This is a genomic window from Candidatus Baltobacteraceae bacterium, assembly GCA_036488875.1.
Lineage (GTDB): Bacteria > Vulcanimicrobiota > Vulcanimicrobiia > Vulcanimicrobiales > Vulcanimicrobiaceae > JAFAHZ01.
Genome location: DASXGW010000001.1, coordinates 385,970 through 410,519 on the forward strand (window position 1 = coordinate 385,970; position 24,550 = coordinate 410,519).

At 62.7% G+C, this 24,550-nt stretch carries 15 protein-coding genes; 8 read left to right on the forward strand and 7 right to left on the reverse strand.

The annotated features are described in order from the left end of the window. Nucleotides 1-29: 29 nt before the first annotated feature. Both VGG89_01745 and VGG89_01750 read right to left on the reverse strand, forming a co-directional pair. On the reverse strand, nt 30-2,555 hold the full coding sequence (locus tag VGG89_01745) for a hypothetical protein (GenBank protein HEY1975254.1): 2,526 nt from the start codon (nt 2,553-2,555) through the stop codon (nt 30-32). Between the two features lie 49 nt (nt 2,556-2,604). Beyond that, nucleotides 2,605-3,162 (reverse strand): XRE family transcriptional regulator, encoded by a 558-nt coding sequence (locus tag VGG89_01750; protein ID HEY1975255.1) that lies wholly within the window; start codon nt 3,160-3,162, stop codon nt 2,605-2,607. Between the two features lie 865 nt (nt 3,163-4,027). Between VGG89_01750 and VGG89_01755 the strand changes: the two genes are divergently transcribed. From VGG89_01755 to VGG89_01785, 7 genes are all read left to right on the forward strand, one after another. Further along, nucleotides 4,028-5,488, forward strand: a complete 1,461-nt coding sequence (locus tag VGG89_01755) for a LuxR C-terminal-related transcriptional regulator (GenBank protein HEY1975256.1) — start codon at nt 4,028-4,030, stop codon at nt 5,486-5,488. A gap of 62 nt (nt 5,489-5,550) precedes the next feature. After that, nucleotides 5,551-8,547 carry a response regulator gene (locus VGG89_01760; protein HEY1975257.1) on the forward strand — a complete coding sequence of 999 codons (2,997 nt, stop codon included), beginning with the start codon at nt 5,551-5,553 and terminating at the stop codon, nt 8,545-8,547. Between the two features lies 1 nt (nt 8,548). Continuing rightward, on the forward strand, nt 8,549-9,616 hold the full coding sequence (locus VGG89_01765; GenBank protein HEY1975258.1) for an HD domain-containing phosphohydrolase: 1,068 nt from the start codon (nt 8,549-8,551) through the stop codon (nt 9,614-9,616). After that, a complete protein-coding gene (locus VGG89_01770) occupies nt 9,609-10,010 on the forward strand; it encodes a response regulator (GenBank protein ID HEY1975259.1) in 402 nt (133 codons plus the stop codon). Before VGG89_01765 ends, VGG89_01770 begins: the two co-directional genes overlap by 8 nt. Before the next feature lie 21 nt (nt 10,011-10,031). Then, a complete protein-coding gene (gnd, locus tag VGG89_01775) occupies nt 10,032-11,042 on the forward strand; it encodes a decarboxylating 6-phosphogluconate dehydrogenase (protein ID HEY1975260.1) in 1,011 nt (336 codons plus the stop codon). Between the two features lies 1 nt (nt 11,043). Next, nucleotides 11,044-11,922, forward strand: coding sequence for a tetratricopeptide repeat protein (locus VGG89_01780; GenBank protein ID HEY1975261.1), 879 nt, complete (start codon nt 11,044-11,046; stop codon nt 11,920-11,922). Nucleotides 11,923-11,959: 37 nt separating this feature from the next. Then, the gene (locus tag VGG89_01785; protein ID HEY1975262.1) at nt 11,960-12,430 is read left to right on the forward strand and encodes a hypothetical protein; all 471 of its coding nucleotides are present in this window, start codon (nt 11,960-11,962) and stop codon (nt 12,428-12,430) included. Here the strand turns inward: VGG89_01785 and VGG89_01790 are convergent. After that, the gene (locus tag VGG89_01790) at nt 12,411-13,283 is read right to left on the reverse strand and encodes an alpha/beta fold hydrolase (protein HEY1975263.1); all 873 of its coding nucleotides are present in this window, start codon (nt 13,281-13,283) and stop codon (nt 12,411-12,413) included. The two genes, VGG89_01785 and VGG89_01790, sit on opposite strands and share 20 nt — an antisense overlap. Nucleotides 13,284-13,295: 12 nt before the next feature. Beyond that, nucleotides 13,296-13,679, reverse strand: a complete 384-nt coding sequence (locus VGG89_01795) for a hypothetical protein (GenBank protein ID HEY1975264.1) — start codon at nt 13,677-13,679, stop codon at nt 13,296-13,298. Between the two features lie 112 nt (nt 13,680-13,791). On the opposite strand from VGG89_01795, the gene VGG89_01800 reads away from it, so the two are divergent. Continuing rightward, a complete protein-coding gene (locus tag VGG89_01800) occupies nt 13,792-17,106 on the forward strand; it encodes a PDZ domain-containing protein (protein HEY1975265.1) in 3,315 nt (1,104 codons plus the stop codon). Between the two features lie 62 nt (nt 17,107-17,168). On the opposite strand, the gene VGG89_01805 is transcribed toward VGG89_01800, so the two are convergent. From VGG89_01805 to VGG89_01815, 3 genes are all read right to left on the reverse strand, one after another. Continuing rightward, complete coding sequence (locus VGG89_01805) at nt 17,169-21,305, reverse strand: DEAD/DEAH box helicase (GenBank protein HEY1975266.1); 4,137 nt, start codon at nt 21,303-21,305, stop codon at nt 17,169-17,171. Nucleotides 21,306-21,941: 636 nt separating this feature from the next. Then, nucleotides 21,942-22,334: a nuclear transport factor 2 family protein gene (locus tag VGG89_01810; GenBank protein HEY1975267.1), complete on the reverse strand. Its 393-nt coding sequence runs from the start codon at nt 22,332-22,334 to the stop codon at nt 21,942-21,944. Further along, nucleotides 22,321-24,507, reverse strand: coding sequence for an alkaline phosphatase family protein (locus VGG89_01815; protein HEY1975268.1), 2,187 nt, complete (start codon nt 24,505-24,507; stop codon nt 22,321-22,323). Before VGG89_01815 ends, VGG89_01810 begins: the two co-directional genes overlap by 14 nt. Nucleotides 24,508-24,550: the final 43 nt, after the last annotated feature.

Here is a 24,550-nt window from a genome sequence, read left to right on the forward strand (position 1 = left end):
TTCGGCGCTACGCTCGGGATGACACAAGCTTACGATGACGGCGATGGGTTTATGCCGGCTATGGCGCTCGCCACGTGCGAGGCAGCTTGTTTGCGGCCGTGGGCGAGCTCGTGATCGATGAGGCGCGCGCCGATGGCGTGCATTGCCTCGACCAGCCGGTTGCGGTATGGCACGAACCACTCCCACGGCGCCCATTGCGACGTTAAGCCGGCCACGAGCGCTGCTAAGGTGTCGGCGAGGTGCGAGCTCAGCGCGTCATTGAGCGGGTCGCTCGTGGCGGCCAACTCGAGGATCTCCGCGTAGTTCGACGTTATGCCTTGGCCAAGGGCGATGACGCTTTGCGAGACGACGATGGCACCGGCATCGTGAAGCTGCATGCGCGCGCGGTGCACGCACACCTTCAATGCGTTGATCGCGCGATCGCCGTCTAAATCGGGCCACAACCGGTCGATGACCGCATCGCGACGAACCGGGCCGATGAGCGCGAGCAGTACGAGGAGCTGGCGCGTGCCTTCGGAGACCCGCACGAAATTGCCGTTTCGGCGCACGTCGCCGCGAGCCACGTCGATCGTGAGTTTGGCTCCCTTCGACCAGAGAATGCGTTCCTCGTTGGTAACGACGGGCGTACGCTCGACGAACGGCCGCAGCATGCCCACTTCGCGCCCGCCGGCGAGATAGGCCAACATCGCGGTACGAATCGCGGGCGAATCCGACGCCGCCGACATTTCCGCAGCCTCTTTGAGGATTGCCGATCCATTCGGTACGCCGCGCTCGTAAGCAAAGACGCGTGAGAGAATGCGCAGCGCGTAATCGCCGCTTCCGTCGGCGGCGACGATCGCGCGCCGGGCGTAATCGAGGACGTGCTGCGGGTCCTGCGTTTCGGCCGCGAGCACGATAGCGGAACGGGAATCGAGCACGAGTGACGGCTTGCCATTGGAGAAGTCGCGACCCCACATTGCGCCGAGCAACGGCCAGAGCGCAGGCACCGCATAGAGATGCGCCAGATGCGCAAACTCGCGGCGATGGCGAGTGAACGCCTCGCGATCCTTGGCGAGCCACGCAACGAAGGTCGCCATCATCGCGCCGTACGCGGCGTACCCTTGGTAGGCACCCAAGTGCGCTAAGGTGTTGAACATGTCGTGAATCTCTTGAACGCCGGGCATCGTTCCCAACCGGATTTGCGCGTTGAGCGCGGCGCGCAAATGCAGCGCGTACCACGACGGCACGGCATTGAGAAAGCGCGAGGCCGACAGCCAGCGGTTCTGCACTTCCCGATAGCGGCCGTAGGCCGAGGCCAGGTACATATGCGCGAGATCGCGCAGCGCGGCATCTTCAGCCGGTGACGCGTCGATTTCGTTGAGCGGCGGGGCGTACATCTCCGCCGCCGGCACGTCGCCGGCTTCGACAAAAAGCATCGCCGTGACCGAAGCGATCCATCGCCAGGTTCGTTCGGGCAGATGATCGTGACGCTCCAGGATACGCGCGCCTTCACGTGCCAGGCGCAGCGACGGAACGACGAAAAAGCGGGCCGGGATGAGCTGCAGCCACAGTAACGGGTATCGCTCGTATTCCGGGACGGAGCCCGAGAAGTGTTCGAGCTCCATGCCGGGGTACGCAAAGCCACTGAGATTCTGGGTTTCGTCAAAGGGCATCTCGTCGAGAACGCGCGCCGCCGCGGCTAAATCGCCGGCAACGATCAGCGCGCGCGCCGCGCGCAAGGGTTCGCCCTGGCCCATGAACCGCTCTACAGCCTCGCGTGTATAATGCTCGAGCTCAGGGCGATAGCGCGTCGTGACGAGTAACGCGAGCAGCCGTCGCACGCGGATCTCACCGGCGATACCGAGGACGGACTGCTGAGCGATACGACGATCGAAATCTTTCGGCGTCATATCGCGCGCGGCGACAGCGCGAAAGACGGCGTCGCGGATCTCCGGCGACAGCGTTTCGATGACGTGCGACTCGAGCCAGTTGAAGAGATCGGTAAGGGCGGGATCCTTGACCGAGAACGACTCGCTGAAGAGTCCGCGTTCGATGAGCTTCAACATCGCCAGCGAGGGAACGGGCCAGCCGCGGGTGAGGTAGTAAATGGCGACGAGCGCGGCGTTGCCGCTTTGCGCGTTGGAAGGCGCCCACGCGAGCAGCTCGTCGAAGGTGAGCTCGAGTTCGGAGGTTCGCAAGACGATGAGATTGTGCGGCGCAACGACGTCGATGAACGAAAATTGCAGCGGCTCGCGCCGGGTACAGATGACGATGGCGCCGCCTTCCTCGCGAGTCTCCAGCAGCAGCTCGATGACCTCTTTCCACACGTCGTCGTCGAGTTGTTCGGCCGACTCGAGCACGACGCAATCGGCGGGCTCCGGAAGATCCGCCAGGAGTTCCGCGGCGCCGATGTCTTTGCGCCCGTGCAATACGACCGGTCGATCGAAGCGCCGCGCGAACGCGCGCGCGAGCTCCGACTTCCCGAAGCCCGCGGGAGCAACGAGCGCTATGACGGGCGTCTGGCTTTTGAGGAGATCTTCCAGAACGCGCGGCTTGAATCGCGGGGCATCGTACATGAATCACAACGATGCCATAGGGTCCCAACCGCGTCTGTAAAGTAGCGATTCACATCCGTTCGATCACGTTAAACCAGGCGACCACGCCGTCGCCGACGTTGGCCAGCCGATGCGGGCGGTCGCCGGCGTAGGTGCACGAGTCGCCGGCGTCTATGACGGCGGTTTCAGAGCCAACGGTTAACTCGAGCGAACCGTGCACGACGTACGTGCGCTCGATCGACCCGGCGCCATGCGACGAGATGAGATCGGACTCGGCACCGTGCTGCATCTCGCCGTAGACGAACGTCACTTTGCTTGCCTCGACGTGCGGAGCAAGATATTTGGCTTCAGCACCCTGGCCAATGCTAATGCGCCGATGATCGATTCCGCGCATGACGGTGATGGCTTTCGGCGGCGAATCGGCTTGGACCAAGCGCGCCATCGAGACGCCCAGTGCCGCGGCGACGGCCGAGAGTAACGTGATGGTCGGCGACTTGGCGCCGCGCTCCACCTCGGAGATCATCGCCGCGGAGACGCCGGAGCGCCGCGCCAAATCGCGCAAGGTGAGCCGGGCGCTCTGCCGGAGCTGACGGACGCGGCGACCGATTGTTTGTTCGATTTCGTTCACTATAGTGCACAGAAGTTTGACGATAGTGTACTTTGTACGCTATAGTATACAATATGTTCACTAGGTCCGAAAGCCTTCCCGAGCGGAGGAAGCCGGGCGACCTAGCCGGCTTCCTACGAAGTCGTCGAAAGCAGATCCCCGCAGAAACGACCCACCTCGGTCGCACCCGCCGACTGCCGGCCCGCATCGGGCGGCCGGTCACGCAAGAAGAACTTGCCGAGGCCATTGGCGTGAGCCGCACCTGGTACGCAAGACTCGAAAATCCGGGCGCGCCGAGGACGTCCTTGCGCCTTTTACTGCGCATTGCCGATGCGTTGACGCTCGATCGACGAGCTCGCGCGCGGCTCTTTACCTTCGCGTTCGATGAAATCGAAGAGTCGGCGTAGTTTCATAACGCGCGCTTAAAATCGCGTATCCGAATTGTATCCGCGCATTGCTTAGACTGGCGTCGGCGCCTCAGGCACCATGCGCGTAGCGCCGGGAAACGATGGGGGTCACGGGGTTCTAAGAGCCGTCGGTCTTCGCTTCCGAGCGGAGCCCGTGGCCCCCTGAGGCCTGGAGTACTCCCATCAAACCAGACTTATGTACCGGTAGTCAACTCTAACTATATGGCGAACCACCCGGGCAGGGCCAAGGGCCTAGATGCCGGCCACTTCGCGCCGGCCTCGTCTGATGAAGGAGATTCTCGCATGTCCCTCTCGATTTTAGCCTTGCTTTTCGCGCTTTTCGGCCCCCATCCGGCATCTCACCAGGGCGCGGTCCACGTGAAGGCGCCCGTCATGCACCCAATGGACGGGGGCGGCGTGCTCCCCGCTAGTAGCTAGTTAACTAGGGACGAACCCGCTCGAGCGTGAACGGTCTATGCATGGAGGATAACGCGGCTACGGTAGACGTCGCCGAGCTTCTTCGTGCCGGAAGGTTCGCCGAGGCGCGGACGGCGCTGGCCGAGGTCACGACGCCCAGCGCACTGCTCGAGCGGGTTCGCGTTCACTTTCACTTCAGCGAGTACGTCGATGCCGAACGCGCGGCACGCGCGGCCGCGGCGGCCACCGACGACCCTGCGGTGCGATCGCTCGCGCATACGATGGTAAAGGCGGCGCAAGCGGGCCAAGGATTACCCGATGAGTCGCCGCTGGATATTGAAGATCTGCAAGGGCGCGAACTGTCGGCATCGCTCTACTACGTAGCGGTGGCGGCGTATTGGCGCCATGACTTCCGCGCAGTCGACGCGTGGCTGAGCACGCACGCTCCCAAAGATCCGGTGCTGCGTGCGCGCTATCTCATTCTACGCGGATTTGCCGCCGCGGGAGCGGGTGACGTCGCCAAACATCTGGAGTTTTCCGACGCTGCGGCGCGCATACTCCGCGCCGAAGCGCCTGAGGAAGTGTACTTACTGGCTTCGGTGGCGTTTGTCATGGCGTTACTTCTGCGCGAGCTGCCGTGGCAAGGACACGAATACATCGAGGAGCTCGAGCAACAGTTGCCGTGGCCGCCGGACCTCGAGATGTGGCGTTTTCACATTCTGCGGGGGATCGGGTGGAAACGCGCGCTCAGCGGTGCGTATCTCGACGCGATGCGCTATCTTTTGGAGGCGACGCTCCACACCGGCGACGGCATTCGGCGGGCATATGCGCTGCTCGATCGCGCGTCGATCGCGATTTTTGCTAACGAACGCGTGACGGCGTCGTCGGAGTTTACGGTCGCCGTCGGCATTCTGGATAGCATCGATTGGAAGACGGTCAAGGACGAAACGCTGCTGGTGCTTCCGTACGCGGCGCAGGTGGCCGCCGAGCTCAACGATAGCTTACATGCGCGGCGCTTTTTCGAACTGGCAGCTCGCTTGCGGGGCGGGATCGACCCGCGATGGGCGTTCGCGCACGGCGAGCGATTCGACGCGTTTTTGAGCGAAGCGGCGGCATTCACGTTCTACGACAGCAAACGCAAGCGCGCGATCCGCGAAGCCGAACGCGCCTATGAGATCTTCGCGCGTATCGGCTACGCCTGGCGCGCGGGACGTCTGGCAGTACTGCTGTATTCTGCAACGCACGACGTCGACTGGCACGCGCGCGCCGAAGAGTGGTTGGGTTACTATCCCAACAGCCCGCTGCAACGACTGCTTCCCGGCAAATCCGCCCGCCGCAAGACCGTCCGGCCGCTCTCACCGCGGCAACGCGAAGTCTTTCGCTTGATGCGTCAAGGTAAAACGGGTACGGAAATTGCCGCCGAGCTCGGCATTTCTACGCTGACCGTTCGCAATCACGAGCAGGCGGTCATGCGGTATTATAAAGTTCATCGACGCTACGACCTGCGACAGATGGCCGAATAACCATGTCGATACGGTTCTCGCTCTTGGGGCTGAGCGTGATACCACTGGCCTTCCTTCTCATAGTGGTAGCTTTGCTCGGCGTTTTGCTGTCCGATACGCGTGCGGCCGACGCGTGGGCCCAGCATTCCGACGACGTTCTCGACCAGCTTCATCTGCTGCAGAACGACATCGCGCAAGATCAGACTTACGTGCGCCAATTCATTTTTACGGGCAGTCCCGCGTCGAGGCAAGGGTACGAGACGCTCAATCCCAAGCTCGTCCCCGACGCGCGCAAACTGCAAGGACTGGTACGCGACAATCCCGAGCAGTCGAAGATCGCGGCCGGTTTCGCGACATTTGCCCAACAAGATGCCGACGCCGTGCGCACGCTCATGGTCAAGCTGGAGCACGGCGACCGCGACGCCGTCTACAAGCAGCAAGTGGCCGGCGCGATCGCCCATCCAAAAACGGAAGGCGTCGTCGATGCGTTTCAAGCGGCCGTCCGAAACTTTGAGGTGCGTGAAAACGCGCTTCGCGCCCAACGCCGGTCGAGCGCGAAAGCTTTGTGGCTGGCCCTCGACGTCGCGCTGCTCGCTGTGGCACTCGGCGGCGTCGTCGTTACGATCGTTTTGGTGCTAACGTTCGGCCGGCGGATTTCACTGCGGCTCCAGCATCTCATAGCGCAAGCCAAGGCGTTCGGCGAACGAGGGGACGTCAGCGAGGAAATCGCCGGAGGCGACGAGATCGCAAACGTTTCGCACACGCTGCACGATATGGCGGCGCAAGTGAAGGAGCGCAATGACGCGCTCGTACGCTACCGCCTCCTCGCGGAGCAGGCGCGCGACGCCATGGCTTTCATTCGCCGAAGCGACGCCTGCATTCTGGAAGCTAATCGCGCCGCGGCAGAGATGTACGGGTACCCGCTCGACGAGCTGGTCGGAATGAACGCTCGCGACCTGCGTACGGCTGAAGCGGCCACTCGGATCGAAGAAGATATTCCGCGGGACGGCCCTTTCAATGCGCTCATCGAAACCGAGCACCGCCGCAAAGACGGTACGCCGTTTCCAGTCGAGATCGCAATGCAGAGCGCGATCCTCAACGGCGAGCACGTGGTGGTGAGCGTCGTCCGAGACATCACGCAGCGGCGGCAATCGGAACGCACCGTCCGGGAGGCGCTCGCGCAGGCGGTCGAGGCATCGCGCCTCAAGAGCGAGTTCGTTGCCACGATGAGCCACGAGATTCGCACGCCGATGAACGGCATCATCGGCATGACCGAGCTGCTTCTCGACACGCCGCTCAACAAAGAGCAGCGCGAGTGCGCGACGACAGCGAGCGAATCGGCGCACGCGCTGCTGGGCATCATCAACGACATTCTGGATTTTTCGAAGATCGAGGCGGGCAAGATCGAACTCGAAATGGTTGAGATCGATCTTTTGCGCAAGATCGAAACCGTCGGCAATCTGCTGAGCATGCAGGCTAGCGCCAAAGGCATCTCGCTGATGACGTACGTAGACCCGGCGATTCCGTCGCGGCTGCTCGGCGACCCGGTGCGGCTGCGGCAAATCCTGGTCAACCTCGCCGGTAACGCCATCAAGTTCACCCAAGAAGGCGGTGTCGTTCTCTCGGCCGATCTGATTTCACGCGAAGGCTCGACGGCGCGCGTTCGGCTCGCGGTCACGGATACGGGTATCGGCATCGATCCCGAAACGGTGCCGCACCTGTTCACGCCGTTTACGCAGGCCGACGGAGCGACGACGCGCCGTTTCGGCGGCACCGGCTTGGGACTGACCATAACGAAGCACCTCGTTGAAGCGATGGGCGGCACGATCGGGGTCGACACGGCGCGGGGTAAAGGCTCGACGTTCAGCTTTTCCTTGAACTTCCGCATTGCGCGCGAGGCTAGCAGCGGGCCGCGCGAAGAGCTCCACGGCTTACGCGCGCTGGTCGTCGACGACGACATCATCGCGCGCGACGTTCTCGGACGCTATGTGACGTCGTGGGGCCTTCACGCCACAACGGTGGAAACCGGTCCGGAAGCGCTCTACTCGCTGCGGTCGGCGATCCGGCGCAAGGCACCGTTCGACGTTGCGCTCGTCGACCTGCGTCTGGCTGAAAGCGACGGTATCGAACTCGGCAAGGTGATCCTCGCCGATCCCGAGCTGCGCGCAACGAAGCTCATTCTCGTCACGGCATTCCAGGCGTCGTCGACGGGGAAAGAGGCGATTGCCGCCGGATTCAGCGCGTTTCTCACCAAGCCGATTCGCCAATCGCAGCTCTACGACAGCATCGCCAATGCCGTGCTCGGTAAGGCTGCGGCGAGCCCCGAGTCCGTACTGCAGCACGCGCCGATGGCTTCGAGCCACGAGCGCATTTTGTTAGCCGAAGACAACGCCGTCAACCAACAGGTCGCGCTGCGCCAGCTCGAGCGGCTGGGATTCGATGCCGAGGTCGTGCCCGACGGCGCCGCGGCGGTCGAGCGCGCGACGACCGAACGTTTCGATTTGATCTTCATGGACTGCCAAATGCCTGTGCTCGACGGATTCGAAGCAACGCGACAGATACGCCGGTACGAAACGCAAACCGGGCGGCACGTTCCCATCATCGCGATGACCGCAAACGCGCTCACCACCGATCGCGAAAACTGCGTCGCCGCCGGTATGGACGACTACGTTGCAAAACCCGTCGGCATCGAGAGCTTACGCGCCGTGTTGGAGCGGTGGTTGCGCAGGGCCGGCAAGCCCGTGTTCGACGACGAGCGCCTCGCGGGACTTTTCGACGGCGATCCGGGCGGAGAGCGCGATTTTCTCGCGTTGACGATGTCCACGCTGCAATCGCTCTGCGAGCGCATTGCCAAAACGGTGGAGGAGCACCGGCTGATCGAACTCGCGCACGAGCTTAAAGGCGCCGCCGGAAACGCCGGCGCCGTGGAGCTGGCACAAATCGCCGAAGCGCTCGAGCGCGCCCTCAAAAGCAACGCCGGCCAGCCCACGATCCGAGCGACGATCGACGGTCTCGGCGCGGCCTGCGACCGGCTGCGGCTGACCCTCGATCGGCAGATCAACAAGGAGGTTCCGTCTTAGCATGCTCGTTCTCGCCGTTGACGATTCCGATCTCAACCTTTCCGTCTATAAGAGCGTCCTCGGTCACATCAAGGGCGTCACCGTCGCGCCTTTCACCGATCCACAACAGGCCCTGGAGTGGACGCGCGATCACGTCCCCGACTTGACCATCGTCGATTATCACATGCCCGGCTTCGACGGAATGGAGTTTCTCGAACGCTTTCGGCAGCATCCCCACACGTGCGAGGCGCTGGTCGTGATGGTTACGGCCGACGCCGAGCGCGAAGTACGACATCGCGCCTTGTCGAACGGGGTCAACGACTTTCTCAACAAGCCGATCGATCCGGTCGAGTTTCAGGCGCGCGTCCACAACCTCTTGGAACTCGCAAGCAGCCGCAAGAAAATGGCGGATCGTGCGGAGTGGCTGCGAGCGGAAGTCGAGCGCGCGACCGAAGCGATCGCGTCGCGCGAGATCGAAACCATTTTACGCCTCACCCGCGCCGCCGAGTTCCGTGACGATATCACCGGAATGCACGTCATCCGCGTCGGACATATCTGCGCCACGCTCGCGCGCGGCATGGGCATGCCCGAAGAGACCAGCCGGAGGTATCTCTTGGCCGCACCGATGCACGACATCGGCAAGGTTGCGACGCCGGACGGCATTCTGCTCAAACCCGGACCGCTGACGCCCGACGAGTTCGAGATCATGAAACTGCATACGATTGCCGGCTATGAGATTCTCAAAGAGAGTGCGTCGGAGATGCTGCAGCTCGCGGCGGAGATTGCACTCACGCATCACGAGCGGTTCGACGGGAACGGCTACCCGCGTGGAATGAAGGGATCGGAAATTCCGCTCAGCGGAAGACTGTGCAGTTTGGCCGACGTGTTCGACGCCTTGACGTCGGCGCGTCCGTACAAAGAAGCGTGGACGATCGAGGCCGCCGTGGAAAACATCGACTCGGGTCGCGGAAAGCAGTTCGATCCCGAACTCATAGAGCTGTTCCATCGCTGCTTCGACGAGATCGTCGCCATCAAACAGCGCTTCGGCGCGAGCCACTCGGGAACGCTAGCGAGCATCCGCAGTGCCTGAGTCTGGTCCGAAGAAGCAAATTCTCGTCGTCGACGACAATGCGGCGGCGACGGTCCTCTACGAACGAGTGATCGCGAAGATTTACAATTGCGTCGCCGTTTGTTACACCGATCCGCAGGCGGCGCTCGACTGGGCGCGGACCAACGCTCCCAGTTTTGCGGTGGTGGATTATCGCATGCCCGACATCGACGGCCTCGACTTCATCCGCCGATTCCGGCTGCTCCCGGGACATAGCGCGATTCCGTGTCTCATCCTGACCGCGGCGAAAGATCCAGCGATCCGGCAGCAGGCCCTGGAGCTGGGCGTCGTGGATTTTCTCACCAAACCGGTCAATCCCGATCGCCTGGTCGAGCATATAAAGCGCGCGCTCAAAGCACAGGGAGGGTTTCCCTAGAGGCTAGCCGATTACCGAAGCATGCAGCTCGGAATGATCGGATTAGGGCGCATGGGCGCCAACATGGTGCGCCGCTTGATGCGCGCCGGACATACCTGCGTCGTGTACGACCGCGATGCGAGCGCCGTGAAAGCGCTAGCCGAGGAAGGCGCGACGGGCGCGAGCTCGACCGCCGACTTCGTTTCGAAGCTGACGCAGCCGCGGGCCACGTGGCTAATGGTGCCGGCGGGTGTGGTCGACAGCGCGATCGCCGAACTGTCGCCGCTATTGACAAAAGGCGACGCGCTCATCGACGGCGGCAACTCGTATTACATCGACGATATCCGTCGCGCGCAGACCCTCCTTCCGAATGGCATCGATTATCTCGACGTCGGTACGAGCGGCGGCGTGTGGGGACTCGACCGCGGTTACTGCATGATGATCGGTGGTCCGGACGCGGCGGTCAAACGGCTCGATCCGATCTTTTCGACGCTGGCTCCCGGACGCGGGTCGATCGATCGCACGCCCGGACGCGACAAACTCGGCGGCACGGCCGAGATGGGATATCTGCACTGCGGCCCGAGCGGTGCCGGTCACTTCGTGAAGATGGTGCACAACGGCATCGAGTACGGCATCATGGCAGCTTACGCCGAAGGACTTGGCGTCCTGAAATCGGCCAACATCGGGAAGCAGAAGCAAGAGTATAACGCGGAGACGACGCCGCTGCGCGATCCCGAGCACTATCAATACGATCTGAATCTTACCGACGTCACCGAAGTTTGGCGGCGCGGGAGCGTCGTCGCATCGTGGCTTTTGGATTTGACGGCGACTGCATTGACGGAAGATCCGCAGCTGGCCAAGTTCGAGGGGCGCGTTTCGGATTCGGGCGAGGGCCGCTGGACGATCAAAGCGGCGATCGACGAGGCTGTTCCCGTTCCGGTGCTCAGCTCGGCACTCTTCGCGCGATTCAGCTCGCGTGGTGAAGCGGAGTTTCAGAACAAGCTCTTGTCGGCGATGCGCTATGAGTTCGGCGGACACTTAGAGCAGAAGTGACGTGCCCGACGCTCCGGAAGTTCGCGAGCTGCACGAAGCAGCGACCGCAGCGTCAATCGCCGCTGATTATTTAGCGCTCGCAGATCTCGCGCGTCAAATGATCCAACTGAGCGAGCGCACGCAGGACGCGCGCGGCGTGGCTTGGGGGCGTTACTTCTCCGGCGTCGCTTTCTATCAGCGCAGCGACGGTCCGGCGGCGCAGCGCGAGTTTCGGACCTCGCGCGACCTCTTCGAAAAGATCGGCGATCGCGAAGGCGTGGCGCGAGGCATGCTCGGACTTGCGGTCGTCGCGCTCGACATCGACGCCGACGTTGACCAAGCGCGTCATCTGTACGATTTAGCCGCACCGATTTTGCGCGCTGTGGGCGACAGTCGCGGGCTGGGCAACGTTCTCGGTAACCTCGGCGAAATTTGCCGGCTCGAGGGCAGTCCCGGCAAAGCCGAAGGATACGCGGCCGAAGCGCTGGAGCTTTTTCGCGAATCGGACAACCACGCGCTAGCCGGATGGCAGCTCACCAACATCGCGCATTTTCGCTTGCTGCTTCGCGACGAAGTCGGCGCGATCGACTGCATGCACGAAGCCTACGAAGAGCTCTCGCAAGACCCCGTTCCGCGTTGGATCGCGTGGTACTTCGATACGTGGTTCATCATCGCGGCGACCCTGGGCCACTGGGAAAAAGCCGCACAGATCTATGCATTCTCCAATCGCTACCGCGACGAGCACAGCGCGCCGCGCTATCAGGGAATCCTTCCGTGGTTTTCGGGGCCCGTCGAGCAGCTCTCGCAGAACATCGGCGACGACGAGCTGCCCAAACTGTTCGACGCGGGCGAAGTGTTAACGGTCGACACCGCGATAGCGCTCGTTTTTGAAATTGTTTGATAAAGGTCTCTAACCCCGCAAAGAAAACATCGGTGGAATGGAGACCTCATCGACTGCGCGTTCAGGCACTCTCGCAATAGTTACCGGCGGCCTCATCGTCGGTTGCTTAGACTTAGCGTACGCGATCGTGGTCTACAGCCCAAAAGCGCCGATTCTGATCCCGCAAACGATTGCGAGCGGTATCCTGGGAGCGGCTTCGTACGCCGGTGGAGCGTCATCGGCCGTGCTGGGCGTCGTCTGCCATTTCTTCATCGCGTTTTGCGTCGCCACCGTGTACTATTTGGCGAGTCGCAAGCTGCCATTTCTGGTAACGAGCGCCGTGCCGTGGGGAATGGCGTACGGATTGATGGTGTATTGCGTGATGCACGGACTCGTGTTGCCGCTTTCCAACGCCGCGCACCGGCCGATTCCGCCGGTGTACGTCATTACCGAGTTCATCGAGCACGCCTTTTTCGTCGGGCTTCCGGTGGCGCTAACGACGCGCTATTTTACGGGACGCGCGCGATAGCGCTCTCGAGTGCAGCCTCGAACTCGCGCGGGCGATCGATCATGACGAAGTGCCGCGACGGCTGGATCAAGATCACCTTGCCGCGTTTAGTGTGCGCTACCCAGGCCTGATAGGCGTGAAGTTTCGCGGCAGGCGTTTTGAAGGTGCCGTAGGGGTCGATGACCGGGTCGAACGGGATAATGGCGGTGAAGGGCGCGTCGATTTTATATAGCTGCGGCGTGAGATCGAGTAAGAGCGCCGCGCGCATCCACGCCACGATGGCTTGAGGATCGCTGCGGCCGGCGAGCGCCGTCATCGCCGCAACGTCCGCTTTTCGGGTGATGGTGTATTGCAGCATGTTGTCGTGAAGAGCAGACGCAAGCTGGGCTTGCGAACTCTTTTCGTATGGTGCGACCGACCGGGCGACGGCAGCATCGCGCTGCTTCTGCGTCGGTGCTTCGGGATAACCGCCTTCGACGGTGACGATGTTGGCTGCGTCGCTTCGGTACGTCTCGGCGAACATCACGGTGATCGTGCCGCCCAGGCTGTGGCCGATGACTGTCACGTTCGTCAGCCGGCGAGACGTGATGAGCGTGTGAATCGACTCGACGGCTCGCCGCATCAGATCCTCGCCCCGGACCATCGGCCGGCCGTCGAAGCCGGGAAGCGCCAGGGTGAATACATCGTACTTTGGAGCGAGTGCGGCGATTTGCCGGTCCCAGATCCAGGGTCCGCACGACAAGCACGGCACGAAGATCAACGGACGCGCGTGCGGCTTACCATATTCGGCGACGTGAGTGATACCCACATCAAATGTCGCGCGCGGCGCCGGCGTTGCAACGCCGGCGAAGAGCAGGGCAGCGACAGCGAGCATCACAGTGGGCGCTTAGGGACAGCGTTGATGCTGCGGCGCCTCGCTGCGTTGCTGTTGACGTTCTTGGCGGTACGCCTCGACCTGCTGCGGCGTCAGGACTGCCAAGATGCTTTGGCGCAGCTGGCGGTTGGCTTCCATATCGAGCGGCGAACCGGCGGGATGCGCTTGCGAGTACTGTCCGATCAGCGCCTGAATCTGGCTCTGCTGCTGCGGCGTCAAACCCAGCGACGCGAAACGGCGCATCAAGCGACTATAGAGCTGCTGCTCCGAGGGCGTCACGCGCGGATGGTTCTGCCCGCACTGCGGGGCGCCTTGAGGCGGTGTCTGCGCGAACGCATTGCCCGCGCTGCTCAACGCCAGAATTGAAAAAATAAGGCCGGTGAGTAAAGTCTTCATACGCTCCTGTTCAGTACCCTCGCTTACCCGCCTGTGGCCTCGCATTAGAGGTCGATGTGAATAAGGGTGCCGAAATTCCCGCGCTGTCTTTTTGCCCAGAATAGGAGCGCCTGTGGTCGTAGTTCGTGCGCTATTGACGTGCAGCATCTTTCTCGCTGCCGCTGCGTTTTTTCCGCATCCGGCGGCGGCAGCGCCGCTGCTGCTCCAGAGCCCGACCGTCAGCCGCTCGCAGATCGCATTCGTCTACGCCGGCGACATCTGGGTGGTGGGGCGCGAGGGCGGACAAGCGCGCCGTTTGATCACCGGCTACAATCTCGCCAGCGCACCATACTTTTCGCCCGACGGTTCAAAAATCGCGTTCAGCGCGAACTACGACGGGCGCGTCAGCGTCTACGTCGTGCCGGCCGGCGGCGGACAGCCCAAGCGCCTCACGTACCATCCGTTGGCCGACGTCACGGTCGGTTGGACGCAAGACGGCTCGCGCGTGCTGTTCCGTTCGGGGCGCAACAGCGCGACCGACGCGCGCCAACTCTACACGATCCCCGCGACCGGCGGCCTTGCGACGATGCTGCCGCTCAACGACGCGCAAGTCGGTTCGTATTCACCCGACGGCACGCACTTCGCCTACGTTCCCAACGGGCAATGGGAACCGTACTGGCGCGACTATCGCGGTGGACAGCACACGCCCATTTGGGTTGCCAATCTTGCCGACTCATCGGTCAAGCGCGTTCTCAACGACAACGTCAACTATGACGATCCGATGTGGATCGGCGATTCGATCTACTACCTCTCCGACCGCGACGGCTCGTTCTCGCTGTACGCCTACGACACGCGAACCGGGAACTCGTCGAGGCTCGTCGACAACCGCAACGGGTTCGACATCGTTTCCGCATCGGCCAACGACGGCGAGATCGTGTATTCCCAGTTCGACTCGATCCATCTTTACGATCCCGCCTCGCGTAGCGATCGTCACGTGCCGATTACGATCGCCGACGAACTGCCCAACGTGCGGCCGCACTGGATAAAAGTGGCAAAAGAGATCGACAACGCGCAGATCTCGCCGACGGGCGTGCGTGCCGTCTTTGAAGCGCACGGCGAGATCCTGACGGTACCGACCGAGCACGGCGACATCCGCAATCTCACGCAAACGCCCGGCGCCGCGGAACGCGATCCGGCGTGGTCGCCCAACGGCAAGTACATCGCGTACTTTTCCGACGCAACCGGCGAGTACACGTTGCGCATCAAGGATCAAAAAGGTCAAAAGCCGGCGAGAACGATCCAACTGGAACCGCGACCGTCGTACTATTACACGCCGACGTGGTCGCCGGACAGCAAGAAGATCGCGTATCTCGACAAGCATCTCGGCATGTACTACATCGACGTGTCGGCAGAGCATCCCGTACCGGTGAAGTTTGACGCGCAGCGCCTCGAGAATTTCGGCGCCAGCTTCGATGCGGTCTGGTCGCCCGATAGCCGTTATATCGCCTATACGATCGGGCAACCCAACTTCTTGAATGCGGTGTACGTCTACGATACCAAGGCGGCGCGTGCGTACGAGATTACCGACGGGATGAGCGATTCGACGCATCCGGCCTTCGACGCATCGGGGAAATACCTGTACTTCCTTGCGAGTACGAACACCGGCTTCAACACGGCCGGATTGGACATGGAATCGGACGAGCGTCCGACCACGAGCAGCGTGTACGCCGTCGTTTTGCAAAAGTCGCAGCAATCACCGGTCGCGCCCGAAAGCGACGAGGAGACCGCAGGCAGCTCCGATGAGCCCGAAGATTCCGACACTCCGGCGCCTTCGGCGAAAGCATCAGCGAAGGCTTCGCCGAAGCCCAAACCGTCGCCGGAGATCGATTTCAACGATATCGGGCAGCGCATCGTATCGCTGCCGATACCGCAGGCGAACTACGTCTCGCTTCAGGCGGCGGGCAAGGGTCGCATTCTTCTGGGTCAAGCACCGGTAACGAGCGTATTGCCGACGCCTCCGCTGATCTCCGTCATTGCGTTCGACACGTCGTCGCGCAAGACGCAGACGCTCGCGACGAAGGTCGAAGGGTTCATCGTTTCGTCCAACGGCAAGAAGATGCTGCTCCAGGCCCCCGGCGACGACGACGCCGACAAGTGGTCGATCGTTTCGACCGAAGAGGCGGCCAAGGACGACGACGGATCGCTCGACCTCAGCGACCTCGAGGTGTACTCCGTTCCGCACGAGGAGTGGGCCCAGATGTATCGCGAGACGTGGCGGATCGAGCGCGACTTTTTCTACGATCCGCACTATCACGGGCTCGACATCGCAGCCGCGCAACGGCGTTTTTCGGTGTTTCTTCCGGGCCTTGCCTCGCGCGACGACTTCACCTATTTGACGCAACGGATGATCGGCTATTTGGAAGTCGGGCATCTGTGGGTGAACGGGCCCGAGCCGACCGTCGATAAGGTGTCGGTCGGGATGCTCGGCGCGGATTATACCGTCGCCAACGGGCGTTTCCGCTTCGCCAAGATCTACAGCGGCGAAAACTGGAACCCGCAAATGCGCGCGCCGCTCACGCAGCCGGGCCTCGACGTCAACGTCGGCGACTATTTACTGGCGGTTAACGGAAAGCCCGTGCGCGCGGATCGCGAAGTCTACGCGGCGTTCGAAGAGACCGCCGGCAAGCAAACGACCATCACGGTCGGACCGAATCCCAACGGAACGGGCGCGCACGACGTGACCGTGATACCGCTCGCGAGCGAGCGCGCGTTGCGCTATCGCGATTGGATCGACCAAAACCGGCGCACCGTGGATCGTTTGAGCGGCGGCCGCATCGGCTACGTCCACTTGCCCGACACGGAGTATGGCGGGTTCACCAACTTCAACCGCTACTACTTCGCGCAAGTCGGCAAAGAAGGCATCATCCTCGACGAGCGCTACAATCACGGTGGCCAACTCGCCGACTACATCATCGACGTCCTCAGCCGCAAAACGCGGGCGGTCATCAAGTCGCGCGACGGGAAAAGTTATACCGATCCGCCGCTTGCAATTACCGGACCAAAGATCATGCTCATCAATCAGTACGCGGGATCGGGCGGCGACGCTATGCCGTGGCTATTCCGTCAGGCGGAGATCGGTCCGCTCGTCGGCGTGCGCACCTGGGGCGGACTCGTCGGCATAGGCGGCTATCCGACCTTGATGGATGGCGGCGCCGTGATGGCACCGCGCATTGCGATCGGCGGACTACACGGCCAGTGGGAAGTCGAAGGACACGGCGTCGCACCCGACCTCGAGGTGCAAGAAGATCCGGCGCACTACCGCCGCGGCGATGACAATCAGCTCGAAGCCGCGGTGAATCTGGGGCTGAAGATGCTGCGCGAACATCCGATTCCGCAGTATCCGATTCCGCCGTATCCCAACCACAATCCGGAGTTGCCGCCGCAATGAAAGTTCGCCGCCGAGTGGCAGCCGCGCCTGCCCTTCGACTTCGCTCGCTGCGCTCGCTACGCTCAGGATGACAATGCTTGGCTCAAGATGACATTGTCAGTTGAGGGCAGGTAGGCGTTGACGATTGTGAGGGGATCGTAGGCGGAGATTTCGGGGAGCGCATCGGCGGCGTTTTCACGGCGTACTGCGCGCAGCGCGTCGACGGCGTCGGGTAACGCATACTGTTCGCCGACGATCGACGCGATAAACCGGCCGCCGCGAATTTCGCCTCGCGCTTCTAAGCGACGCAACGCGTGCAGCACCTCGCGCCACGGTGCTGCGATCGATTCGCGCGCGGCGACGTCGCGGAAAACGACGCCCCAGCGCGCGAGCAGCCGGCGCGCGAACGATTCGGCGTCGACGGCGTCGGTCACGCCAACCAGGCGCGTCCAGCGGCCGCCCGACGAACGCGGACGCGCGCGCAGACCTTTTTCCCCCAAGCGGCGTTTGGCGTCGATGAGCGAGCGCAGCGCGTCGAAACCGTCGGCGGTCACGAGTCCGGCCGCGACGAGCTGCCACAACGCTTCCTCGACTTCAGCCGCAAGCCGTTTTGCGCCGCGCACGATCTCCGCGAAGAACGGGGCGCCCCGCCGATCGATTTCGGCGAGCACGTCGATCGCGGCGTGCGAAAGGCCTTCCGGTTCGCTCGGACGCCGCACGACGAGCTCGTCGGAGTCGACGCGCGTGAACAGCGAGATCGGCGCGAGTTTGGTCGGGCGAACTCGGCGTTTGCGGTCTTCGTCGACGGGCGTGAGCGCCGGATGCGGCGTGAGGCGTCCCCACATCACTTCACCCGAATAGCAGAGCCGGTCGAGAAACTCGCTCTTATAGCCCGCGACGCGCTTGGGTAGAATCTGTGCCTCCCACGCGGCGGCGGGGATTTCGTAGCCTTCGAGCTGGCGAATGACTTGCAGCGTTCCGTCGATGCCGTGCAGACGAGACACGGGCGCGACGTGCTGCCAGCGATAGAGGAAGCGCGCGTAGATGTCGGTCGTTACCGGTTCGATCTCGCGCCGGAGCTGTCCGATGGTCAGGCGATGGATGCGCGCGAGCACGCGGCGATTGCACCACTCCTCGTCGCCGTCTTTGCTGCGGAAGCGACCGCGCAGAACCTGGCCTTCGGTTTCGAGTTTGATCATCGACGCCGTCACGGCTTCGTCGTCGACGCCGAGCGTCGTTGCGAGCTCGGACACCGTTACCGGACCGCTGCACTCCAGCCAGCCGCGCACGATTTCCGTGAGCGCCTCCTGCGGATGTTCCGGAACGCTCATGCCGGGAACGGCTGCGATTTCGGGCGTTAGCTGGATGTCGCCGTAAGCCTTGCGCACGAGGTCAAGACGCTCCGCGCAGACCCAATATTCGCCTGCCCTTCGACTTCGCGCCCCTTGGGCGCTACGCTCAGGATGACAAAGCAGAGCAGCACGCCTTTGCTCTGTTAGCGTGTGAAACCACTCTTGCCAGGCTGGGATTGGTGGCACCACGACCAGTGTTGCCAAGGCGTCGTGGAGTTCTTCGGCGTCGCGAACGACCGGCCACGATTCTTGCGCGACTTCGGCGATGGCGGCGGGATCCAAGATGCCGGCGCCGTCGAAATCGGTGCGCGTCATGCGACGCAGCTGGACGGCGCGGGTACGGCGTTCTTCAAGCGGCGCGTCGTCGAGATACGCAAACGGATTGGCGTTGAGGATCTCGTGGCTGAACTGCGACGGCTCGGGGGTGTCGACGGCGACCGTGCGAATCGTTCCCCGCTCGATCCCGCCCAGAATCGCGGTGAGACCGTCGAGATCCATGGCTTCGTGCAGACAGTTCTCGATCGTCTCGCGGACGAGCACGTGATCGGGAATGCGAATCGGGCCGGTGAGATTCTCGGGACACGCGACTTGATCGGGGAAGACCGACGCGAGCAGATCGTCGGCGCGCATGCGCAGCAACTGCGGGGCGACTTTGCGTCCGCCGCGCTGCCGTAAGATCGCCAGCGATCGCATGGCGTTCCAGCGCCAGCGCGCCTCGAACATCGGCGCGGGCAGCAGCGCTTGCGTGAGCACCTTTTCGACGCTGGCGGACTTGATGTATTCGAACACAGCGTCGAGCGGAAACGCGTGCTGCTCGGCGAGCGAAATGCAGATGCCGTTATCGGTGGCCGCGGCTTGCAGCTCGAAGTTGAAGCCGACGCAGAAGCGCTTGCGCAGCGCGAGTCCCCACGCGCGGTTGATGCGCGCGCCGAACGGTGCGTGAATGATGAGCTGCATCCCGCCGCCTTCATCGAAGAAGCGTTCGGCGACGATGGTGTCGCAAGTGGGAACCACGCCCAGCGACGCTTTTCCGACGCGCACGTAGTTGACGATCTGTTCGGCACCCGCGCGGTCGACGCCGCACTCGTTTTCCAGTAACGCGAGCGCTTTGTCGTCGGAAAGCTCGTCGATGGCCCGGCGCAAGCCGGAGACTTCTTCGGAGAGCTCGATCGTACGGCCCAAGCCTTCGCCGTTCCAGAACGGCACGGTCGGCGGCGCGCCGTGGGCGTCTTCCACGCGCACCGTGCCGGCCTCGACGCGGCGAATCTTCCACGAGGTGGTGCCGAGCAAGAAGATGTCGCCGGCCAGGCTTTCGATGGCGAAGTCTTCGTCCAGCGTGCCGACGAGGTGGCCGTCGGGCTCGGCGATCACGCGATAGTTCGCGACTTCGGGAATCGCGCCGCCGCACGTAATCGCGGCAAGGCGCGCGCCGCGTCGCGCGCGCAGCACGCAGTTGACGCGATCGTAGTGCAAGAACGTGCCGCTTCGTCCGCGCGAAGTGGCGATGCCGTCGGCGAGCATCGAGACGACCTCGTCGAAATCTTTGCGCGGAAGCTCGCGGTAGGGATACGCGGTGCGCACGAGCGCGAAGAGCTCGTCGTCTTTCCAGTCGCGCGTCGCGCACGCGGCGACGATCTGCTGCGCGAGAATGTCGAGCGGGGCGTTGGGGATGCAGAGCTTGTCCATTTCGCCGCCGCGCATCGCGCGCACGAGAGCGGCACATTCGAGCAACTCGTCGCGAGTGGTAGCGTAGATCGTGCCTTGCGGTTTGGCGCCGACCCAGTGCCCGGAGCGGCCGATACGTTGCAGCGCCGTCGCGATCGCGCGCGGGCTGCCGAGCTGCACGACGCGATCGACGGTGCCGATGTCGATGCCCAGCTCGAGCGACGCGGTGGCGACGACCGCGCGCAGCTCGCCGTTCTTCAAGCGATTCTCGGCTTCAAAGCGCGCCTCGCGGGCAAGGCTGCCGTGATGCGGCATCACGAGCCCGGCGCCAAGGCGTTCGGTCAGCGCGAAGGCGACGCGCTCGCTCATGCGCCGCGTCGGCACGAAGACCAGCGTGGTGCGATGCGCGAGCACCGTTTCGGCGAGCCGGTCGTAAATCTCGGCCCACATTTCGCCGCTGGCGACCGCGCCGAGCTCGTCGCCGGGGACCGCAACGTTGAGTTCCATCGCGCGGCGGCTGCCGACGTCAACGACCGTGGCGTTCGGACTCAAGAACTCGGCGACCGGCTGCAGCGGACGGACCGTCGCAGAGAGGCCGATGCGTTGCGGTTTCTTCCCACCGTTACCGGCGACGAGCGCGTCGAGCTGTGCGAGCGTGAGGGACAGATGCGAGCCGCGTTTGCTGTTGGCCATCGCGTGAATTTCATCGACGACGACCGTATGGACGGTGGTGAAGAGCGCGCGCGAGCGTTCGGCGGTGAGTAAGATGTAGAGCGACTCGGGCGTGGTGACGAGCACGTGCGGAGGCTTGCGCAACATTTGCTGGCGCGCTGCGGGCGTCGTGTCGCCCGTGCGCACGGCCGTGCGAATCGTCTGCAGCGGCGTGAACGTTTCGACCGAGCGTGCGACCAGCTCGGCCAGCGGCAGCTCGAGATTTTTGCGGACGTCGTTGGTCAGCGCCTTGAGCGGGGAGACGTAGACGACTAGGGTCGCGTCGGGCAGAAGCCCGTCAGCGGCGCGGGTCACCAGGTCGTCCAGACATATAAGGAACGCGGCCAGCGTCTTGCCGGAGCCGGTCGGGGCCGAGACCAGCACGTCGCGGCCTTCTCTAATGAGAGGCCACGCTTCGATCTGGGGCTCGGTGGGCTTGGAAAACCGCTCGGCAAACCAAGCACCAACTAAGGGGTGGAACGTTTCCCGCATTGCCTGCTACAACAGCACCAGCCGAACGGCAGATGCGGTCTCGAGCTCCGAGCGTTTTCGGGCACGAGCGGAACGGGTAGGCTCGTCCCATGGAAGGCTCTGCCTACAATTGCCGCGGTGACGGCTGCAAGTGTCAGGTTGGCAGTGAAGGCGACTATTGCGGTGACAAGTGTAAGTCGTCAAACGACTATGGGCACTGTCACTGCGGTCACGCGGCTTGCGCCACAAGTTCTGACGATGAACGAGATGCCGCCCGTATTGCCACTGAAGGCGACGAAAAGGTCTCGTAAGACCCCGTCATAGCCCGCATCTGGCACGGGTGGACGCATGCCGGCGAGGACGCCGACGCATACGAAGCGCTGCTGAAACCCGAGTTGCTGCCGGGACTCAATAGTGTTCCCGGATTTCGGGGGAGCTATTGTCGTGTGCTCGATTGTTTAAGCTTGACGCGCCACAACGGCATTTGCTTCACGGATTGCGCGGCCTTCGTCACCGTCTCGCTCGAGAGATTCGTTTGCGACCTTCGTCCAAAGTTCTTTTAACTCGGGCGTACTCGCCTTGTGCGTGTGCCTCTCGGCATCGTCTGAAGTCCATGGCATGCTCCATCCTACCCGATAAGGAGGTTTTGCTCCCTAGCTAGGGTCGATGTGAGAAAGCAGAAGAGGGAGCGTCTGGATCGGCCTCATCGCCGAGGTCCATGGCTGCGATAAGCCCGTCTCGCATGGCAAACATGTGAACAACCTCGCTATCCGAAAGAACACTCCCTTGAAGGCTCTTGACGAGCTGGTGCACTCTGACGCGAACCTTCCCTGCGTCTTCCTCAGTCATTGCCAGCGGCTCAACGTGGGGATCGAACTCATCCCATTGTCGAGTCCAATACGCACGGATCTCTTCTTTCCCAGCAACTTTGCCGCCCTCCGACGCCTTTGGCCAACTGACGTCATGCGTCATCAGCGCCAACGCCGAATCAATGTCTCGCTCGTTGAACGCGGAGTACGCCTGCTTAATTGTGGTCTTATGGTCTGCCATTTGACTCGCCTTGATTGTGCGCGATGATGTCGTTAAGGATGCCGGGCCGTGTCGCATCCGGGCGTGAGAAGTCGAGTTTCGCACTGAGCGCGGCGCCGTAGGCCAACTTGCCGTTTACGGCGTGGACGTTAATCTCGGGTGCGATTGCGGCATACGGCGCGAGATTCGGGGTGGCAGTGAACGCCGCGTAGAGCGGCATCGCCATCGCGTCGTAGGTCGACAACGGCGCAATGCCGAGCATCATCTCCATCGTCCGCAGAATGCTGACGGTCGAGTAGTGTGCGCGCTGGACGCCGCCGCGGGAATAGGGTGAAATCACGAACATGGTCGTGCGCTGATCGCTGACGTGGTCGGGGCCGTCTTGCGAGTCGTCCTCGATGATGAAGATTGCCGACGATTTCCAGATCGGCGAGTGCGAGATGGTGTCGACGACCTGACCGACCGCGTAATCGTTTTGCGCGATCATTGCAGCGGGCGTGAGATAACCGGGACTGCTTCCGGCGGTATGATCGCTTGGAAGCCAAATGTACTCCAGCTGGGGCAACGTTCCAGCGGCCAGGAAGGTGCCGAACTCGCGGCGCCACTCTTTGACCCGATCGACGTCGCTATATTTCAAGTTCCAGCTGACGAAGTGCTTGTCGTAATGGCCGTTCAGGCTGGCGACGGCGACCTCGGGCGTATTGGTCATCTCACCGTAATCGCGAAACGAAACGTGGGAGGCGAATGCCGCCTGCCAGATATACCCGTTACGCGGAACGGTGGCATACACGCCGGGAATCGAAGCGTCGTCGTTTCCGCGAGACGCGTAGGTCGCCGGCCAGTTCCGCTGCACGTAGTCGGTGACGAAGGCAGCGTCGGTCCAATCGTGGCCGGCTTCGCTCACCTCACCGGTGGTGTAGGCATTATCGAATAGTCCGAAGCGCTCGGCGATTGCGTGCTCGTTGGGAGTTACGCGTTTGCCGAACCAGGCCAGTTTTGCGTCGCCGTTTCCCTGGGGCATGTCGCCGAGTATCTGATCGTACGTGCGGTTTTCTTTGAGGATGAAGAAGACGTGCCGTATCGGCCCGTTTTTGCGGACGACTGGGTCGTCGTGCGGCGTGCTCCACCCGAGCGAACCTTGCGGGCTCCCTGCGTACGTCGTTGCCGGAAGATTGTAGGCACGAATCGAGCCGTATTCGATCGTCCCGATGTAGCCGTAGTCACTTTTAGTGTTCTGCGATTTGAAATACGGATTGGGAGAGGTTCCCTCGCCTTTACCGTCGATGACGAAGAGGTGCGTGCCGACCGGCACGACGTCGGTCGGATACCAGCCGGCCGGCATACGGCCTGCGACGCGACCGTTTTGCAGCACGGCAATCGAGTTTGCGGCGCCGAGACTGACGAAAACCGTATTGCCCCGGGCAGCGAGCGCGTTTGGGGACCCGCCCGCCAAGCGAGTAGAGCCCGCCGAGTCACCGACGAAAACGTCGTTACGCTTGCGCAAGGTCGACGCGTCGTAGACGCCGACCGTGTCCGCATCGGTTTGCGCGACGTAGATCGTGTTGCCGGTGACGAGGATATCGGAAGGATGCAGCCCGGTAGCAACCCGTACGGTATGCAGCGTGCGCGTGTCGATCGCATCAACGGAACGCGCCGACCAGTTCGAGGCGAAAACGGTTTTGCCGCCGGCGGAGAAGGCCAGGCCGCCGATATGTCCGCCTATTTTGACCGGCTTGGCGCTTGCGATCTCGTCCAAGGTGCCGATGCGCACCGAGAAATCTTTGTCGGTTGCAACGGCGAACATCTTTCCGCTGCGGGTAATCTCGGTTGGATACGTTCCTTTGCCAAGCACGATCGAGCGAACGGTTTGCGCGGCGGTGTCGACGACCAATATGGCGTCGGCGCCTGCTCCGGCAACAGCGACGTGCGCGCCGTCGATCCAAACGGGTCGCCCGAAGGCGCCTTCGAGCGGAACCGATTCCGTCTGTTCGAGATCCGACGTGCGGTAAAGCCGCAAGGTCGGATGGTTATATCCCGCACAGAGCACCGCGAGCGTCTTGCGATCGGGCGATGCAGCGGCGCCCTGCGGCATCGTGTCGGTTCCCGTCGTCAACGGGGGTGCCGGCGCAAGCACCCAGTTGTCCGGCAGCAGTGCCAAGAGTACGGCACATGCGAGCGTTGCGAACGACGTCACGCTACCATCCTGCCAGGCAGCGTTCATCGAGTCAATGAAAAAA